This is a genomic window from Roseovarius mucosus, from assembly GCF_002080415.1.
Classification (GTDB): domain Bacteria; phylum Pseudomonadota; class Alphaproteobacteria; order Rhodobacterales; family Rhodobacteraceae; genus Roseovarius; species Roseovarius mucosus_A.
This window is the reverse complement of record NZ_CP020474.1, coordinates 1,890,447-1,905,481: the sequence shown is the minus strand read 5'-3', so window position 1 is coordinate 1,905,481 and position 15,035 is coordinate 1,890,447. Positions and strand designations below refer to the sequence as shown.

General features: G+C 59.9%; 12 protein-coding genes. 5 read left to right on the top strand and 7 right to left on the bottom strand.

Annotation, left to right across the window (positions count from 1 at the left end):
• The first annotated feature begins 40 nt into the window (after positions 1-40).
• Together ROSMUCSMR3_RS09130 and ROSMUCSMR3_RS09125 are read left to right on the top strand one after the other, a co-directional pair.
• On the top strand, positions 41-1,216 hold the full coding sequence (locus ROSMUCSMR3_RS09130) for an acetyl-CoA C-acyltransferase family protein (protein ID WP_081507131.1): 1,176 nt from the start codon (positions 41-43) through the stop codon (positions 1,214-1,216).
• An 86-nt stretch (positions 1,217-1,302) separates the two neighbouring features.
• Positions 1,303-3,465 carry a response regulator gene (locus ROSMUCSMR3_RS09125; RefSeq protein ID WP_081507130.1) on the top strand — a complete coding sequence of 721 codons (2,163 nt, stop codon included), beginning with the start codon at positions 1,303-1,305 and terminating at the stop codon, positions 3,463-3,465.
• On the opposite strand, the gene yaaA is transcribed toward ROSMUCSMR3_RS09125, so the two are convergent.
• From yaaA to ROSMUCSMR3_RS09105, 4 genes are all read right to left on the bottom strand, one after another.
• Positions 3,450-4,214, bottom strand: coding sequence for a peroxide stress protein YaaA (gene yaaA / locus ROSMUCSMR3_RS09120; RefSeq protein WP_037297862.1), 765 nt, complete (start codon positions 4,212-4,214; stop codon positions 3,450-3,452). The genes ROSMUCSMR3_RS09125 and yaaA overlap by 16 nt on opposite strands.
• An 88-nt stretch (positions 4,215-4,302) precedes the next feature.
• On the bottom strand, positions 4,303-5,169 hold the full coding sequence (locus ROSMUCSMR3_RS09115) for a class I SAM-dependent methyltransferase (RefSeq protein WP_081507129.1): 867 nt from the start codon (positions 5,167-5,169) through the stop codon (positions 4,303-4,305).
• 97 nt (positions 5,170-5,266) lie between these two features.
• Positions 5,267-7,303, bottom strand: a complete 2,037-nt coding sequence (recQ, locus tag ROSMUCSMR3_RS09110; RefSeq protein WP_081507128.1) for a DNA helicase RecQ — start codon at positions 7,301-7,303, stop codon at positions 5,267-5,269.
• Between the two features lie 79 nt (positions 7,304-7,382).
• Positions 7,383-7,670, bottom strand: a complete 288-nt coding sequence (locus ROSMUCSMR3_RS09105) for a YggT family protein (protein WP_008281335.1) — start codon at positions 7,668-7,670, stop codon at positions 7,383-7,385.
• Between the two features lie 129 nt (positions 7,671-7,799).
• On the opposite strand from ROSMUCSMR3_RS09105, the gene ROSMUCSMR3_RS09100 reads away from it, so the two are divergent.
• The 3 genes from ROSMUCSMR3_RS09100 to mepA are packed head-to-tail and all read left to right on the top strand — an operon-like array spanning position 7,800 to position 10,689.
• Complete coding sequence (locus tag ROSMUCSMR3_RS09100; RefSeq protein WP_081507127.1) at positions 7,800-8,345, top strand: acyl-CoA thioesterase; 546 nt, start codon at positions 7,800-7,802, stop codon at positions 8,343-8,345.
• A gap of 56 nt (positions 8,346-8,401) precedes the next feature.
• Positions 8,402-9,781: an MFS transporter gene (locus tag ROSMUCSMR3_RS09095; RefSeq protein ID WP_081507126.1), complete on the top strand. Its 1,380-nt coding sequence runs from the start codon at positions 8,402-8,404 to the stop codon at positions 9,779-9,781.
• Positions 9,766-10,689: a penicillin-insensitive murein endopeptidase gene (gene mepA, locus ROSMUCSMR3_RS09090; RefSeq protein WP_081507125.1), complete on the top strand. Its 924-nt coding sequence runs from the start codon at positions 9,766-9,768 to the stop codon at positions 10,687-10,689. Before ROSMUCSMR3_RS09095 ends, mepA begins: the two co-directional genes overlap by 16 nt.
• A 470-nt stretch (positions 10,690-11,159) precedes the next feature.
• Here the strand turns inward: mepA and ROSMUCSMR3_RS09085 are convergent, their stop codons facing one another.
• The 3 genes from ROSMUCSMR3_RS09085 to ROSMUCSMR3_RS09075 all read right to left on the bottom strand — a co-directional run bounded on the left by ROSMUCSMR3_RS09085 (position 11,160) and on the right by ROSMUCSMR3_RS09075 (position 14,959).
• Entirely contained in the window at positions 11,160-12,422 is a 1,263-nt protein-coding gene (locus ROSMUCSMR3_RS09085) for a sensor histidine kinase (RefSeq protein ID WP_081507124.1), read from the bottom strand.
• 114 nt (positions 12,423-12,536) lie between these two features.
• On the bottom strand, positions 12,537-12,983 hold the full coding sequence (locus tag ROSMUCSMR3_RS09080) for a GNAT family N-acetyltransferase (RefSeq protein ID WP_008281340.1): 447 nt from the start codon (positions 12,981-12,983) through the stop codon (positions 12,537-12,539).
• Entirely contained in the window at positions 12,980-14,959 is a 1,980-nt protein-coding gene (locus tag ROSMUCSMR3_RS09075) for a protein meaA (protein WP_081507123.1), read from the bottom strand. Before ROSMUCSMR3_RS09075 ends, ROSMUCSMR3_RS09080 begins: the two co-directional genes overlap by 4 nt.
• Positions 14,960-15,035: the final 76 nt, after the last annotated feature.

Sequence of the window (15,035 nt, the reverse complement as noted above, 5' to 3'; positions counted from 1 at the left end):
CGCTAGGCTCCTGCCAACGCAACCCGGGGGGAGGATACCCATGACCGACATCGTGATTCTGGACGGATGCCGCACGGCGATTGGCACTTTTGGTGGGGCGCTTGCCGCGACGCCGCCCACCACTCTTGGGGCCATTGTGGCGCGCGAGGCGCTTGCCCGGTCTGGGGTTGAAGGAGGGCAGATTGGTCACGTGGTGTTTGGCCATGTCATCAACACCGAACCGCGCGATATGTATGTCAGCCGCGTGGCGGCGATTGAGGCGGGTATCCCGGACACGGCACCGGCGATGAACGTCAATCGCCTCTGCGGCTCTGGCGCGCAGGCGATTGTTTCGGTGGTGCAATCCCTGATGCTGGGCGATGCCGATTTCGGCCTTGCGGGTGGGTCCGAGAACATGAGCCGCTCGCCCTTTATCATCCCCGACCAACGGTGGGGGGCCAAGATGGGCGATGTCAAAACGCTCGATATGATGCTGGGTGCGCTCAACTGTCCCTTTGGCACCGGCCATATGGGTGTCACCGCCGAGAATGTCGCAGCGGAACATGGGATCAGCCGCGCGGATCAGGATGCCTTTGCGCTTGAGAGCCAGAGGCGTGCTGGTGTGGCGATCAGCGAGGGACGATTTAAATCCCAGATCGTGCCGGTAGAGGTGCGTGTGAAACGCGACATGGTGGCCTTTGATACCGATGAGCATCCCAAGGCCACAACGCCCGAGGCGCTCGCCGGTCTTAAGACTGTGTTTCAAAAGGATGGCACCGTGACCGCTGGGAATGCCAGCGGCATCAACGACGGGGCTGCAGCCCTTGTTCTGGCGCGGGCCAGTGCGGCGGAGGCAGCGGGTCTTAAACCGCGCGCGCGTATTCTTGGATATGCCCACGCCGGGGTGCGTCCGCAGGTGATGGGCATTGGCCCGGTCCCTGCTGTCGAGATGCTGCTCAAACGCATTGGGCTTGAGGCTTCGGATTTTGATGTGATCGAATCCAATGAGGCCTTTGCCGCGCAAGCGCTTGCGGTCAACAAGGGCCTTGGCCTTGATCCCGCCCGTGTCAATCCCAATGGCGGCGCGATTGCGCTTGGCCATCCGGTTGGGGCAACCGGGGCGATCCTCACGGTCAAGGCGCTCTATGAACTGGAGCGGACCGGAGGCAAGCGGGCCATCATCACAATGTGCATTGGTGGTGGTCAGGGGATTGCCTTGGCTATCGAGCGGCTCTGAGAGCATATTTTCAGTGGCTTTAACCGCTTGTTCACGACGATGCCGGATGGTGAGGTCATCACGATCCGGCATGTCGGAGGACAGGCATGAGCCTCGCCAACAAACTGGCAGATGAACGGCGGGCCAGATTGGCCGCCGAACGCCTGCTGGAACAGAAACAAGCCGAACTGCAGGCCGCCAATCGCAAATTGGGCAAGCATGCGCTTGCCCTCTCGCATGAGATTCATGAAACGCGGGCTGAGGTGCAAACCGTTCGTGACGAAAATCAGCGCGTCAAATCCGATCTTAATGACGCTTATCAAAAGGTGGAGATTGCCGAACGTCGTCTTTGGCACTCGATCGAGACGATTCAGGACGGTTTTGCCTTTTTTGACGCCGACAGCCGGATGATCGCGGCCAACAATGCCTATCTTGCGGTATTTGACGGGCTTGAGGCGGTCAAACCTGGTGTCAGCTATATCGAGATCCTGCAATTCATCACCGAAGAGGGGATCGTCAATATCGGCGCGCTGAAACCACAGGAATGGCGCGAGAAAATGCTGGATCGCTGGCAGAGCACGCAACCTGAACCAGAGGTGATCCGCCTCTGGAACGGGCAGTATATCAAGCTGATTGACCAGCGGGGGCACGGTGGCGATGTCGTGAGCCTTGCACTCAACATCACCGATACGATCCGATATGAGAAGGAACTCAAGGAAGCACGTCGCCGGGCCGAGGCGGCAAACAGGGCGAAATCATCCTTTCTTGCGAATATGAGCCACGAAATCCGCACGCCGATGAATGGGGTGGTGGGCATGGCAGAGCTGTTGATGGAAACTGAGCTGACCGAAGAGCAACGGCTCTTTACCTCGACCATCAAGAACTCTGGCGAGGCGCTGTTGGTGATCATCAACGATGTGCTCGATTACTCCAAGATCGAGGCGGAAAAACTGATCCTGCACGCTGAACCCTTTGATCTGGAGCGATGTATTCACGAGCTGGTGACGCTGATGCAGGTCAATGCCCGTGATAAGGGGCTGGATGTGCTGGTGGATTACGATCTGTTCCTGCCAACGCAATTTGTCGGTGATCCGGGGCGCATTCGGCAGATCATGACCAACCTTTTGGGCAATGCGGTAAAGTTCACCGAAAATGGGCATGTTCTGGTGCGAGTGACGGGCGTTTACTCCGATACCGAAGGGCGCGCGAGTATCCATGTGACGGTTGAGGATACCGGGATTGGAATTCCGCCGGACAAGATCGACCACATCTTTGGCGAGTTCAATCAGGTCGATGACGAACGCAACCGCAAGTTCGAGGGAACCGGCCTTGGCCTGGCCATCTCGCAAAAGCTGATCCGGATGATGGGCGGAAAAATCTGGGTCGAGTCGGAGCCGGGCAACGGCTCGATCTTTGGCTTCTCGATATCCTTGCCGGTGGCCGAGGTTGGCGAGATCGCCTTTCCCAATCTAAGTGCGGGAACATACCGCGCCCTGATTGTCGAGCCGCAGGCGACCAGCCGCGCCATTCTGGAGCGACAGTTGGGACAATTGGGAATCACCGCAGTTTCTTGTCAAAGCGCGGCAGAGGCCTTGGCGCAGGCGGGTAACGGGTTCGACCTGATCGTGAGCGATCATAACATGAGCGGGATGGACGGGCTGGAACTGGCCGAGGCGCTGCGCGAAGCGGGGCACGACACGCCGTTTTTGCTGTTCAGTCCCAACACCGGCTATGCCGATCAGGACCCGGCGCGCATTCACGTGCAGGCTGTGCTGCAAAAGCCTGTGGCGCGGCGCGATCTCTTTGAAGCCTTGGCCAGGGTGATGCCCCCATCTGATGCATCCAGCCGGGCGATGCGGGTGCTGGCGGCAGAGGATAATCGCACCAACCGCCTTGTTTTTTCGAACATGGTCAAGGGGTTGGATATTGAGCTGACCTTCGCTGAGAATGGTCAAGAGGCGGTTGATCTCTTTCAGTCACTCGCGCCAGATGTGATCTTTATGGATATCTCGATGCCTGAAATGGATGGCAAAGAGGCCACGCGCGCCATTCGAGCCATCGAGGCGCAGAGCGGGCGGCATGTGCCCATCGTTGCGATGACGGCCCATGCCATGACCGGGGATGACGCGGAAATTCTGGCAGCGGGCCTCGATCACTACCTGACCAAGCCGCTGCGCAAAGAGATGATCCACCAACATATCCGTGCCGCCTGTCCGAAGGGCGTGCGTTCGCCAGAGGGCGAGGCGACGCCGGTTCAGGCCGCTGGATGATCGCGTAGGAATACCGGTTGATCGGGTTTTGAAAGGCTGGCCGTATACCGATAGCCGCCACTGTCGAAATCGAGAATGGCATCCGGATCGGTCAACCGATGCTGGATGATAAAGCGCGCCATGGCACCTCGCGCACGTTTGGCGTAGAAGCTGACGATCTTTGGCGCGCCAGCCTTTTCCTCCATAAACACAGGTGTCACCACCCGCAGGCGCAGCGCGTTTCGATCAACCGCGCCGAAATACTCTTGGCTCGCACAGTTGATGAGCGTTTCTGCCCCAAGCGTTTCTGCCTGCGTATTCAGGGCCGTGGAAATCTGTGCCCCCCAGTAGTCGTAGAGTGTCTTGCCGCGCGCGGTCTTTAATCGGCTGCCCATCTCAAGGCGATAAGGCTCAATCGCGTCGAGTGGGCGCAGCACACCATAAAGTCCTGACAGGATGCGCAAGTGATCCTGCGCCCAGCCCATCTCGTCTGGGTCAAGCGATCCCGCCTCAAGCCCCTGATAGGTATCCCCGGCAAAGGCGAGCGCGGCGGGTTTCTGCGCCATTTGCCCAAAATCGGCGAAACGGTCGGCGTTTAGGCGTGCAAGGCTTTCGCTGATATGCATCAGCTTTTGCAGATCACCCACATTCAATCCCTGTGCCACATGTGCCAGTTCAGCGGCCTCCTGGGCGAACACGGGGCGGGTGGGTGTAATCCCCTCGACCGGGGTCATGTCCAATTTTTTGGCAGGGGATACGACGACGAGCATGGGATTTCCTGTGTTTGCGGTGCCTGTGTTATAGCCCTGCATATGGAAGGCTACAGGCGCTTTGCAAGCTGATTACCCGATGGGCGTGTTATGGTTTCCGCAAGGCGACATGAAACTCGTTGAACGGTGCCCGAGTTGGCACCATGCGATCCACACGCAGCGAGATATGACCCGCCGCGCCCAAAGTCTCAATCATGTCGGAAAACTCTGAATCCGAGAACACATTGCAATGCACATCAACATAAGAGCGCGTTGCCTGAAGGGCGAATTCCTGTGCTTGTTCCGCGGTGAACCGGCGCTCTCCAACCGCATCGTTGTGGTTCGCCCACACCTTTCCCGCGTCAACCTTTCGATTGAACGTGAAATGTTCCAGCACCGTGTCCGAGGCAGGGCGCGTGATCCGAAGTTGGTGGCGCGTTTCTAGCTGTGAGAGCGTCGTTGTGGGGCGGTCGATGTCATACGTAAACCTGCGATCCGGATAGAAACATAGAAACAGACCGCCGGGTTTGAGCACGCGTTCAATTCCCTTGAGTGACGATATCATATCAGGAACATGCTCAAGGACATGCGCACAAAAGACGAAATCCAGCGTTTCATGTGCGACAACGGCATCCAGATGCTGATTGCCAAGCACATAGTCCAGCGGAACGATATCTTCTTCTTTGTATGTGTCGCCCTTTCTGACCAGTCGTTTCAGAAAATCTTCTGATTTGACATCGGCATAAAGCATGTTGGGATAGCTCTCGCGCCGAAAGACGGGGCGACAAAACGGGCCGATTTCCAAACCTCGACCATTTTCCAGCGCGTAGGACTCAAGGAATTTCTTACGCAATGCATCCTTGGGACGTCTTTTGGGGGGTGATGCATCAGGTCTCTTGTCAGAGTCAGGTTTTGTCTGGGAAGGCGAAGAATGAACCGACCACAAATTTGAAAAACGCTTTAACAGATGTCGCATCCAAAACCTATTCTGCGGCGTGTTACCAATGATCAGGATTTAGCACAGAAGCCGGTGAACAACAACGGAGCAGCAGGGCTTGGTCAGGCAGGTTCCATCACTCTTGCAGATGTAATGCCGCGAGAAACGCCGCGCCGAAGCGGTCGGCGTATTTCTCGCCCAGAAGACGCTGCATCTCTTGTGCGGTGCGGGGTCGCTGGCTGGCAACCTTGGCCAGGAGCGCGGAAGAGCAACTGAGCGGGCGGTCAATGCCCGTCTCTCCCCGGTTCAGATCGGCCTGCGCCTGCATCAGACGGTCGTAGACCTCGCCAGCGGTGCTGCCGGCCAGTTTGCGGCGGGTGGGATGCACAGGCTCTCGTGCGCCGGTGATGACTTCGAGGAATTCGGCGCCGAAGCGCTCCAGCTTTTTGGCGCCGACGCCGCTGATCCGGGCCATTTGATCCAGCGTTTCTGGCCGGGTTTCGGCCATCTCTATCAGGGTTCGGTCGTTGAAAACGATATAGGCGGGCACGCCTGCCGCCTCTGCCAAGGCACGGCGTTTGGCCTTGAGCGCCGAAAGGAGCGGCGCATCCTCGTCCGACACAAGCGCGCGCACAGCGGGACGCGGGGTATGGTCGATCGTGTCGCGGCGCAGGGTCACGCCTTCTTCGCCACGCAGGATCGGGCGGGCGGTCTCTGTCATCACCAGCGCGCCATGCCGCTCACGGTCGGGCCGGATCAGGTCGTGGCCCATCATCTGGCGAAAAACCCCCTGCCAACCGCGTTTGTCCATGTCGCGCCCGACACCAAAGGTTGGCAGCGCCTCGTGGCCGCGTTGGCGCACCTTATCGGTGGCGGTGCCGGTGAGGATGTCGATCAGATGGCCAGAGCCAAAGCTCTCGCCGGTGCGCAGGATCGCCGAGAGCGCCTTGCGCACGGCCTCGGTGCCGTCAAACGTTTCGGGTGGGGTATCGCAGAGGTCACAATTGCCACAGGGTGTGGCCTGCTCGCCGAAATAGCGCAAGAGCGTGGCCCGGCGGCATTCCAGCGCCTCTGCCAAACCCAAAAGGGCATTGAGCCGCCCGTGATCGGCCATGCGCCGTTCCGGCGGGGCAAGCCCTTCGTCAATCTGGGTGCGGCGCAGGCGGATGTCGTCGGGACCAAAGAGCGTGAGGGTCTCGGCCGGTGCGCCATCGCGCCCGGCGCGGCCAATTTCCTGATAATAGCCTTCGATGGATTTGGGCAGGTCGGCATGTGCGACCCAGCGGATATCCGGTTTGTCCACCCCCATGCCAAAGGCGACGGTGGCCACAACGATCAACCCATCCTCGCTGCTGAAGCGGCCTTCGACGATGCGCCGGGCCTCGGCCTCCATCCCGCCATGATAGGCGCAGGCAGAGTGCCCCGCATCCAATAGCGCGCGTGCGAGGGTTTCGGTCTTGGCGCGAGTGCCGCAATAGACGATGCCAGACTGTCCCTTGCGCGCGGCGGCAAAGGCCATGATCTGCGCGCGCGGATTGTCCTTGGCGGCAAAGGCCATATGGATATTGGGCCGGTCAAAGCCTTGCAAGAAGGTTTGTGGCGGCTGTCCGTCAAACAGTTTTTCGACGATCTCGTCACGGGTTTCGGCATCGGCGGTGGCGGTGAACGCGGCAAGCGGAACATTGAGCGCGCGCCTGAGTTCCCCAATCCGCAAATAATCGGGGCGGAAATCATGGCCCCACTGGCTTACGCAATGGGCCTCGTCCACGGCGATGAGGCCCACGCCAATGCGGCGCAACATGCCAAGCGATGACCCCGCCGCCAGCCGTTCTGGCGCGATATAGAGCAGGCGCAAGCGCCCCGCCTCAAGTGCTTGCCAGACCTCGGTGGTTTCTTCCTCGGTATTCCCAGAGGTAAGCGCGCCCGCCTCGACACCCGCGGCGCGCAGGGCGCGGACCTGATCGCGCATCAGGGCGATGAGCGGTGAGATCACAACCGTCACCCCCTCGCGCATCAGCGCGGGGATTTGAAAGCAGAGCGATTTACCACCGCCCGTGGGCATGATTGCCAGCGTGTTGCAACCCGTGGCGACGGTGTGAATGATCTCTTCCTGCCCCGGACGAAAGGCATCGAATCCGAACACATCGCGCAATAGCGTGGCAGCGCCTGACATGAGACCCCTGTAAGTTTTGACTATATCTGCTCTTACAAGAGGTTTTTCACACTAAGATTAGGTGAACAAGCCCCGGCGATCAGTAAAACGCCGCCGCATTGTTGATCAGCACGATCCGCAGCGCGTAAACCGCGACCAGCACAACAAGCGGTGCAAGGTCGATGCCAGACATCGGCGGTAAAATCCGGCGCACACGGCCATAAATCGGCTCTAACAGGCGATTGAGACCATACCAGACCTGCGCGACGAATTGCTGCCGCAGGTTCAAAACCTGAAAATTAATCAGCCAAGACATGATCACATGCGCGATGATAAAGAACCACAGGATGTCGAGAAGGAGCATCAGGATCTGGAAAAGCGATTGCATTTGGCGAATATCCTCTGGGTCTAGCCGCCTATGACCTATGCAAGCCTGCGCCAAAGCGCAAGCCTGACGCGCGGTCGCGGTTGACGCATGAATGTGGCAATGCCAAGCCAGCCGCGAAGGAGATTGCCGATGTACCCCGTTCTGCGCCTGATGTGGCAGCTTTTCCTGCACCGCAAATCCCCGCGCCTTGCGCTTACAGGGACGCATGTTTCGCACCATATCTGCATGCCCTGGGACATCGATCTGTGGCGCGAGCTGAACAATGGTCGGACGCTGACGATCTTTGATCTGGGGCGAATACCCCTGGCGGGGCGTGTGGGGCTGATTGGCACGCTCAAGCGCAATCGCTGGGGTTTGGCGATTGCCGGGGCGAGTGTGCGGTATCGCCGCCGGATCACCATGTTGGAGCGGATCGAAATGCGCTCTCGCTTGCTGTCATGGGATGAGAAATTTGTCTATGTCGAGCAATCCATGTGGAAAGCATCTGGCGAATGTGCCAACCACATCTTGTTACGCGCGGCGATTACGGGGCGTGAGGGGATCATCGCCCCAGATCGCGTGGTGGCCGAATTAGGGCAAGACATAGCGGCGCCCGCATTGCCGGACTGGGCACAAGCGTGGATTGCTGCGGATGCCACACGTCCTTGGCCACCGATGCAGGATGCGCAGGAATAGCTTGCGCAAAGCCTGTGAGGGTTGTCATATCCCTTTGAAACCAAAGGGGTTGGGGCATGACAGGCGTATCGCCACGCAAGCGGATCTGGGGCTGGTATTTCTTTGACTGGGCCAGCCAACCCTATCACACGCTGCTCGTCACCTTTATCTTTGGCCCCTATTTCGCCTCGGTCGCGTCAGAGTATTTCATCGGCACGGGCCTGCCCGAAGAAGTGGCCGATGCGCAAGCACAGGCGATGTGGTCTTGGTGTCTGACGGCGACGGGGCTGATCATCGGGTTGGGGGCACCGTTTATGGGGGCCTTTGCCGATACCACCGGGCGGCGATTGCCATGGATCATTGTGTTTTCAATGATTTACGTGATTGGTGCCACGGCGATTTGGGGCATGTTGCCGGATGGATCAAACCTTTGGTGGGGGCTTATTGCCTTTGGGTTCGGCTTTGTCGGGGCGGAATACGCGCTGATTTTCATCAATTCGCAACTGCCCTCGCTCGGCAAGCCGGAGGAGGTGGGGGATATCTCGGGGTCGGGTTTTGCCTTTGGGTATCTGGGCGGGGTTCTGTCGCTCTTGATCGTGCTGGCGCTGTTTGTTGAGCAAGGAAGCGGCAAGACCCTGATCGGGCTTGATCCGATCCTTGGGCTGGATGCCACGCTGCGCGAAGGGACGCGGGCCGTGGGGCCGTTCACGGCGCTTTGGTTCGTGGTCTTCATGGTGCCCTATTTCCTATGGGTGAGGGACACGGGCCCAAGGGGGCATGGCGGCGGCGTGGCTGTAGCGCTTGGAACATTAATGAAGACAATCAATAGCTTGCGGCATCGGTTGAGCCTGAGCACCTATTTGGGATCGTCGATGTTCTACCGGGATGCGCTTAACGGATTATACGGGTTTGGCGGCACCTATGCCATTCTGGTGCTGAACTGGTCGATCACCTCTGTCGGTGTGTTCGGGATCATCGGGGCGATTGCCGGGGCGGTGTTTAGCTGGTTGGGCGGCAAGGCGGACAAGCGGTTTGGGCCCAAGCCAGTGATCAAGGTCGCCATCTGGGCCTTGATCGGCGTCTGCGTCATTGTAGTGGGTATGGATCGCAGTCAGATTTTCGGGGTGCCCTTGGCGGAGGGATCCACGCTGCCGGATATGATCTTTTTCGGCTGTGGCGTATTGATCGGTGGCTTTGGCGGGGTGCTGCAAGCGTCTAGCCGGTCACTGATGGTGCGGCATACTGATCCGGCCTTACCCACTGAAAACTTTGGACTTTATGGGCTTTCGGGGCGGGCGACGGCATTCATGGCACCGGCACTTATTGGCCTTGTGACCACACTCAGCGGGTCGGCGCGCATCGGGGTGTCGCCTGTGATTTTGCTTTTTGTAATCGGCCTTGTTCTGCTACGCTGGGTCAAAGCGGAAGGGGACAAGGAAACATGGGTCGGATCGTAGCCGTCACGGCGCTTTTGCTTGGGCTTGCGGGCTGTATGCAGTCTAAACCGGAACCCGAAGCAACCGGCGTTTTGTCCAGCCAAAGCATCCCTGCGTCGATGCAAGGTATTCAAGCCAAACAACTTTTTGGTGCACAGCGGGGTGCGTCCGAGCATAGCCCGGCGGCCTATGGCAGCTATGCCAAGGGCTGTTTGGCAGGGGGCGTGGCCCTGCCTGAGAGCGGGCCTACGTGGCAGGCCATGCGCCTGAGCCGCAACCGCAACTGGGGGCACCCGGAAACCATTGATCTGGTTCAGAAATTGTCGCTCGTTGCGGCGCAGCAGCCGGGGTGGAGCGGCCTCTATGTGGGGGATATCAGTCAACCACGGGGTGGGCCGATGCTGACGGGACATGCCAGCCATCAGATGGGTTTGGATGCCGATATCTGGCTAAGACCGGCGGATAATCTAAACCTCAGCGTGGCGCAGAGAGAAAATATCTCTTCTATTTCAATGCAGAAGGCGAACGGGGCCTATACCAACAGCCAGTGGACCCGCGCCCATCACGAGATCGTCAAAGCCGCTGCCAAGGACCCGCGCACAGCCCGGATTTTCATTTTCGCCGGGGCCAAGGCGCAGATGTGCAAGGATGAACAGGGCAGTGATCGGGAGTGGCTGCGTAAGGTGCGGCCGTGGTATGGGCATCATTATCATTTTCATGTCAGGCTGAATTGTCCAAGCGGAGCAACGGGTTGCGTGACGCAGGAGGCGATGCCGCCGGGGGATGGCTGTGCAGAGGCGGAACAGTGGGTGCGCAATATCCTCAATCCGCCGCCACCTGATCCCAATGCGCCTGCGCCCAAGCCCAAGCGCGAATTGACAATGGCGGATCTGCCGGGGCAGTGCGTCGCCGTTTTACAAGCCGAATAAATCAGCATGATGCGAGAAATTTTGCGGGCACCACATGATTTTGTTTTGACAAGCGCAAAATCTGTGGCAACCTGTGGGTAAGTTCAACAAGCGAAAGGAGGTGGTCCAGTGTCTATAGAGGGATTGGAGCGAGGTGTCGGAACAGTTTGGGAGGTGATCGCCTAGGGCAGCCCCGAGGTGAAAACGACCTGAATTGGTGCGCCTAACCGGCCCACCTCCGCGACTTCTAGAGGGCCGTTCCCGGTTGGGACGGCCCTTTTGATTTGGATGGCGCAGCGTGTAAGCTTCGTAAGGTGTGTAAGGGGATTATGTAAGGTCGTGCGGCATTTTGGGGCGTGTTGCGTTCGACCGGGTCCACATCGCCCCGGCCCCTGAGCCGGGGCCTCCATCCCGCCTTGGCGAGGTCCCGGGTCAAGCCCGGGACGGGTGTGGTTTCGATGGGGAGCGCATTGCCGGGGGAATGTCCCGTTTCAGACCAGTGGTAAAATCAGCGCCACTTGCAGGCCGCGAGAGGGCTGGTTGCGCAACTCAAGCCGCCCGCCGGATTGTTCAGCAAAGCCCTTGACCATCGACAGCCCGAGACCTGAGCCCTCGCCCACCTGCTTGGTGGTAAAGAAAGGCTCTGTGATGCGGTCGATCATGGCGGGGGGCACGCCGGGGCCGGTATCCTCGATCAGGATTGCCACCTCGTGCGCGGCTGTGTCGACCACGGCCGAGAGCCGCAAAATGCCGCCTTCGGGGTGCATCGCATCGCGCGCGTTGATGGCGCAGTTCAAGAGCGCGGTTTCCAACAGCTGACGATCCGCGCGCAGGCTGAGGTCTGGCAGCGTGCCAGAGAGGGCGATGCGCACCGTTTCGGGCAAAAGGCGGCGCAGCGAAACCGCGAAGTCTTCGAGAAAGGGGCCAAGGGCGATATCGCTTCGCATCATTTGGGATTTGCGCGAGAAGGCCAGCAACTGTCGAACAAGATGGGCGGCGCGGTCGGTGCCGGCGCGGGCCTCGTCCAGCATGAGTTCACGCTCTGCCAGATTGGGCAGTTCCGACGCGAGATCGAGATTGCCCCGGATCACGGTCAGGATGTTGTTGAAGTCATGGGCGATGCCGCTGGTCAGTTGACCGACCGCGCGCATCTTTTGCGATTGCACCTCGGCCTCTTGGGCGCTGCGCAGGGTCGCGCGGGTGCGCATCATCGAGAGATAGGTCATCATGTAATAGGCATTGATGCCGAACCCGGCAAAGACGATGGCGACCTGATGGCTTTGGGTCTCGGTCTTGGCGACAAAGGCCAGAACGATGCCTATGACACAGAGCGTGAGCAAGAGCGTATCCCACAGCGCCAGAAAAGTCAGATCGGTATGGCGGCTGAGATTGTAGAGGCCAAGGCCGATCAGCCCGCAAATGCCGATGAATTCATAAGCCCGGCTGTCGAGGGTGGTGAGATAGATGGTCATTGCCGCATACCACGTGGAAATGATCATACTCGCCAGAAAAAGCGCGCAATAGGCCCCGCGCGTCTTGGGCAAATTGGGTGCGCGCAGCACGAAGATATAGACCCCGTTGAGTACGGTATAGACAAACCCCCAGATCAGCATGAGGGTTTGCCCCGTGCTGATCCACAAAAGGAGCGCCGCGCCGATGACGATGGCGTAGCGCGTGAGAATTTCCGTCACGGAGGTGGCATCCGCGTGACGGAGGATCTCGATCTGGCGACGGTATTTAGCCGGGTCGGTCATGGCGGGCCTATGGGCGGACCTATGGGGATGAAACGAAAGGCACGTCCTGCGAGCATAGGCGAGATGCCCCGGACCGCGCCACCGAAAGGTTGCAGGGCCGGAGCGGATCAGCGGTTAACGGCTATACTTGATGAATGGGGTCACGGTGGCGATGCGATCGTAAAGTTGGCGCGCGGTGGTGTTGAACTCTTGCGTCATCCAGTAAACCGTTGGGCGGCCGTCTGCATCGGCGCGGGCATAGACCGCCTCGATCAGGGCGCGGCCCACGCCAAGGCCGCGCGCTTCGGGGGCGGCGTAGAGATCCTGAAGGTAGCAGACCTGTTCCACACGCCAATTATGCGCGTGGTAGATATAATGCACGAGCCCGACCGGGCGACCGGCCAGAAGCGCAATCAGACCGTTCTGATCGGGGTGATCCGGCGAAAGGAGGCGTGCAAAGGTGGTGTCATAAACCTGCTCTGGCAGGGTGGTTTCGTAGAAATCGAGATAGGCGCGCCAGAGATCGCCCCAAGCGGGACGATCGGCGGGTTCTACCTGGCGGATGGTGAGGGCCGCGGTCATTCCGCTGCCACGGCCTGCGGATCGACCAGCGTCACGATATCCATCATAATGGTGTTCAACTCGAAATCCTTGGGTGTGTAGACCCGTGCCACGCCCATTTCGCGCAGGCGGCGGGCGTCATCCTCGGGGATGATGCCGCCGACGATCACGGGCACGTCGCCCAGACCAGCCGCGCGCATACGGTCCATCAGATCCTCGACCAGCGGCATATGGCTGCCTGAGAGGATCGAGAGGCCGACGACATGGGCGCGATCCTCGAGCGCGGCATTGACGATTTGTTCGGGGGTGAGGCGGATGCCCTCGTATCCGATATCCATGCCGCAATCGCGGGCGCGGCAGGCGATTTGTTCCGCCCCGTTGGAATGGCCATCAAGACCGGGTTTGCCCACAAGGAATTTGAGGCGTCGGCCAAGCCGGTCGGAAACCGCGCTGACGGCGGCGCGGATGTCATCCAACCCTTCGGTCCGGTTCGAGGGGTTGGCAGACACGCCGGTTGGCCCGCGATATTCGCCAAAGACGGCGCGCATCTGTGCGGCCCATTCGCCAGTGGTGACGCCGGCGCGGGCGCAGGCAATTGACGGTTCCATCACATTGCGCCCCTCTGCGGCGGCGGCACGCAACGCGGCAAGTGCGGAGGTTACGGCGGCAGTGTCGCGCGCGGCGCGCCAGTCATTGAGCCGCGCGACCTGTTCGGCCTCGACCGCTGGATCAACGGTCATGATGCCGCCATCCTCGGTTTGCAATGGCGAGGGTTCGCCCGCCTGCCAGCGGTTGACGCCGACAACGATGGTCTCATTCCGTTCGATCCGGCCAAGACGGTCTGCGTTCGACTCGACCAGACGGGACTTCATGTATTCGATGGCCGACACCGCGCCGCCCATGGACTCGAGATTGGCCAATTCGTGCCGTGCGCCATCCTTGAGCGCCTCGACTTTGGCATCCACAGCGGGGTTGCCATCGAAGAGGTCATCGAATTCCAAGAGGTCGGTTTCATAGGCAAGGATCTGTTGCATCCGCATAGACCATTGCTGATCCCAAGGGCGGGGCAGGCCCAATGCCTCGTTCCAGGCGGGCAGTTGCACCGCGCGGGCGCGGGCGCGTTTCGAGAGGGTGACGGCCAGCATCTCGATCAGGATGCGGTAGACGTTATTCTCGGGCTGCTGCTCGGTCAGGCCAAGGGAGTTGACCTGCACGCCGTAGCGGAAGCGGCGGTGTTTGGGATCGTCCACGCCGTAACGGTCGCGCAGGATTTCATCCCAGAGATCAACGAAGGCGCGCATCTTGCACATTTCGGTCACGAACCGGATGCCCGCGTTGACAAAGAAGGAAATCCGCGACGCGAGCGCCGGGAAATCAGAGGCGGGCACGCGGGGGCGCAATTCGTCGAGCACGGCGATGGCGGTGGCGAGGGCAAAGGCCAGTTCCTGCTCGGGCGTGGCGCCTGCCTCTTGCAAATGGTAGGAACAGACGTTCATCGGGTTCCATTTGGGCACATTGGTGTAGCAGTATTCGGCCACATCGCCGATCATCCGCAGGCTGGGTGCGGGCGGGCAGATATAGGTGCCCCGGCTGAGATATTCCTTGATCAGATCGTTCTGCACCGTGCCTTGCAGGGCGGTGACATCGGCGCCCTGCTCCTCGGCCACGGCGATATAGAGTGCCAGAAGCCACGGCGCGGTGGCGTTGATCGTCATCGAGGTGTTCATCTGGTCGAGCGGGATATCCGCGAAGAGCGCGCGCATGTCGCCCAAGTGGCAGACGGGCACGCCGACCTTGCCCACCTCGCCTTTGCTGAGGATATGATCGCTGTCATAGCCCGTTTGCGTGGGCAGATCGAAGGCCACCGACAGGCCGGTCTGCCCCTTGGCAAGATTGGCGCGGTAGAGAGCGTTGGATTTCGCGGCGGTGGAATGGCCCGCATAGGTGCGGATGAGCCAAGGCTTGTCCTTGGGGCGGTCTTGCTGCGGCTGCGACATACGGGGCCTCGTGAATCAGGGTGCGCAATTTTGTTACGTTTCGAGGGAGGGTATAGGCAAGAAGGTTGCGCTGTCA

Excerpts from the sequence above, each read along its gene's own strand:
- ROSMUCSMR3_RS09130 (WP_081507131.1), top strand. The coding sequence starts at position 41 with ATGACCGACATCGTGATTCTGGACGGATGCCGCACGGCGATTGGCACT.
- ROSMUCSMR3_RS09125 (WP_081507130.1), top strand. The coding sequence starts at position 1,303 with ATGAGCCTCGCCAACAAACTGGCAGATGAACGGCGGGCCAGATTGGCC.
- yaaA (WP_037297862.1), bottom strand. The coding sequence starts at position 4,214 with ATGCTCGTCGTCGTATCCCCTGCCAAAAAATTGGACATGACCCCGGTC.
- ROSMUCSMR3_RS09115 (WP_081507129.1), bottom strand. The coding sequence starts at position 5,169 with ATGCGACATCTGTTAAAGCGTTTTTCAAATTTGTGGTCGGTTCATTCT.
- recQ (WP_081507128.1), bottom strand. The coding sequence starts at position 7,303 with ATGTCAGGCGCTGCCACGCTATTGCGCGATGTGTTCGGATTCGATGCC.
- ROSMUCSMR3_RS09105 (WP_008281335.1), bottom strand. The coding sequence starts at position 7,670 with ATGCAATCGCTTTTCCAGATCCTGATGCTCCTTCTCGACATCCTGTGG.
- ROSMUCSMR3_RS09100 (WP_081507127.1), top strand. The coding sequence starts at position 7,800 with ATGTACCCCGTTCTGCGCCTGATGTGGCAGCTTTTCCTGCACCGCAAA.
- ROSMUCSMR3_RS09095 (WP_081507126.1), top strand. The coding sequence starts at position 8,402 with ATGACAGGCGTATCGCCACGCAAGCGGATCTGGGGCTGGTATTTCTTT.
- mepA (WP_081507125.1), top strand. The coding sequence starts at position 9,766 with ATGGGTCGGATCGTAGCCGTCACGGCGCTTTTGCTTGGGCTTGCGGGC.
- ROSMUCSMR3_RS09085 (WP_081507124.1), bottom strand. The coding sequence starts at position 12,422 with ATGACCGACCCGGCTAAATACCGTCGCCAGATCGAGATCCTCCGTCAC.
- ROSMUCSMR3_RS09080 (WP_008281340.1), bottom strand. The coding sequence starts at position 12,983 with ATGACCGCGGCCCTCACCATCCGCCAGGTAGAACCCGCCGATCGTCCC.
- ROSMUCSMR3_RS09075 (WP_081507123.1), bottom strand. The coding sequence starts at position 14,959 with ATGTCGCAGCCGCAGCAAGACCGCCCCAAGGACAAGCCTTGGCTCATC.